This window comes from Cohaesibacter intestini (assembly GCF_003324485.1).
In the GTDB taxonomy this organism is placed as follows: Bacteria; Pseudomonadota; Alphaproteobacteria; order Rhizobiales; family Cohaesibacteraceae; genus Cohaesibacter; species Cohaesibacter intestini.
On sequence record NZ_QODK01000019.1, the window covers coordinates 1 to 2,500 of the forward strand.

General features: G+C 53.0%; 2 rRNA genes (1 of these 2 cut by a window edge). Both read right to left on the reverse strand.

From position 1 onward, the window contains the following. Positions 1 to 57: 57 nt before the first annotated feature. Positions 58 to 172, reverse strand: a 5S ribosomal RNA gene (rrf, locus tag DSD30_RS21315). Positions 173 to 303: 131 nt separating this feature from the next. Continuing rightward, a 23S ribosomal RNA gene (locus DSD30_RS21320) occupies positions 304 to 2,500 on the reverse strand; it runs 542 nt beyond the window's last position.

The window sequence follows — 2,500 nt, forward strand, 5'->3', positions numbered from 1 at the left end:
AAAAAACCCCGGTGTCTGGTGAACACCGGGGTTTTTTTTATGATTTGCTTTTAACAGGCCTGGCGGCGACCTACTCTCCCGCGTCTTAAGACGAAGTACCATTGGCGCGGAGGCGTTTGACTTCCGAGTTCGGGATGGGATCGGGTCTGGGAGCCTCGCCATGACCACCAGGCCGGTTAAAAGCAAATTTGAGAAGCTGGTGCTTACGCTTTCAGTGATTGTTCTACGAACAATGCACTTTCCGCTGTATTTTACGCGTTTCCGCTTTGCGGAAATCGCTTGAATGAACATTGATAAATGGGAGTGATCAAGCCGATCGAGCTATTAGTACCGGTAAGCTTCGTATGTTGCCATACTTCCACACCCGGCCTATCGACGTGGTGGTCTTCCACGGCTCTGATAGGGAGAACTTGTCTCAAGGTGGGCTTCCCGCTTAGATGCTTTCAGCGGTTATCCCTTCCGCACATAGCTACCCTGCAATGCGGCTGGCGCCACAACAGGTCCACCAGAGGTGCGTCCAACCCGGTCCTCTCGTACTAGGGTCAGCTCCTTTCAATTCTCCTGCGCCCACGGCAGATAGGGACCGAACTGTCTCACGACGTTCTGAACCCAGCTCACGTACCGCTTTAATTGGCGAACAGCCAAACCCTTGGGACCTGCTCCAGCCCCAGGATGCGATGAGCCGACATCGAGGTGCCAAACAATGCCGTCGATATGGACTCTTGGGCATCATCAGCCTGTTATCCCCGGAGTACCTTTTATCCGTTGAGCGATGGCCCTTCCACACGGGACCACCGGATCACTATGACCGACTTTCGTCTCTGCTCGACTTGTCAGTCTCGCAGTCAGGCTGGCTTATGCCATTGCACTCGACGACCGATTTCCGACCGGTCTGAGCCAACCTTCGCGCGCCTCCGTTACTCTTTGGGAGGCGACCGCCCCAGTCAAACTACCCACCATGCGCTGTCCCGGATCCGGATAACGGACCGCGGTTAGACAGCCATGACAACAAGGGTGGTATTTCAAGGATGGCTCCATCCGAGCTGGCGCCCGAACTTCAAAGCCTACCACCTATCCTACACATGCCAACACAACTGTCAGCGCAAAGCTATAGTAAAGGTTCACGGGGTCTTTCCGTCTGACCGCAGGAACCCCGCATCTTCACGGGGAATTCAATTTCACTGAGTCTATGCTGGAGACAGCGGGGAAGTCGTTACGCCATTCGTGCAGGTCGGAACTTACCCGACAAGGAATTTCGCTACCTTAGGACCGTTATAGTTACGGCCGCCGTTTACCGGGGCTTCAATTCGATGCTCTCACATCTCCTCTTAACCTTCCGGCACCGGGCAGGCGTCAGACCCTATACGTCGCCTTGCGGCTTCGCAGAGCCCTGTGTTTTTGATAAACAGTCGCAACCCCCTGGTCTGTGCCACCCACCAAAAGTTGCCTTCTGATGGGTCTCCCTTCTCGCGAACTTACGGGAGCAATTTGCCGAGTTCCTTCAGCATAGTTCTCTCAAGCGCCTTGGTATACTCTACCTGTCCACCTGTGTCGGTTTAGGGTACGGTCTAATGTGGGTGCTATTTCCTGGAACTCCTACGCTGCATCATCAATCCAATAAGACAATACAACTACCGGAATTCGTCACATCCCACTGGTTGAGGAATATTAACCTCATTCCCATCGACTACGCATTTCTGCCTCGCCTTAGGGGCCGACTAACCCTGCGCTGATTAGCATTGCACAGGAACCCTTGGACTTTCGGCGAGAGTGTCTCTCACACTCTTTATCGTTACTCATGTCAGCATTCGCACTTCTGATACTTCCAGGTGCCCTCACGGGTCACCCTTCATCAGCCTACAGAACGCTCCGCTACCGCGCACTTACGTGCACCCGCAGCTTCGGTGCATGGCTTTAGCCCCGTTACATTTTCGGCGCAAAGACCCTTATTTAGACCAGTGAGCTGTTACGCTTTCTTTAAATGATGGCTGCTTCTAAGCCAACATCCTGGTTGTTTTGGGATCCTCACATCCTTTCCCACTTAGCCATGACTTAGGGACCTTAACTGGCGGTCAGGGTTGTTGCCCTCTCCACTACGGACGTTAGCACCCGCAGTGTGTCTGCTGAACAGTACTCTTGGGTATTCGGAGTTTGATTAGGTTTGGTAAGACGGTGAGTCCCCCTAGCCCATTCAGTGCTCTACCCCCCAAGGTATTCATTCAACGCTCTACCTAAATAGATTTCGCGGAGAACCAGCTATCTCCGGGTTTGATTGGCCTTTCACCCCTAGCAACAAGTCATCCCCGCCTTTTTCAACAGGCGTGGGTTCGGTCCTCCAGTGCGTGTTACCGCACCTTCAACCTGCTCATAGCTAGATCACCCGGTTTCGGGTCTAATCCATCGAACTTGCGCCCTATTAAGACTCGCTTTCGCTGCGCATACACCTAACGGCTTAAGCTTGCTCGATAAATTAAGTCGCTGACCCATTATACAAAAGGTA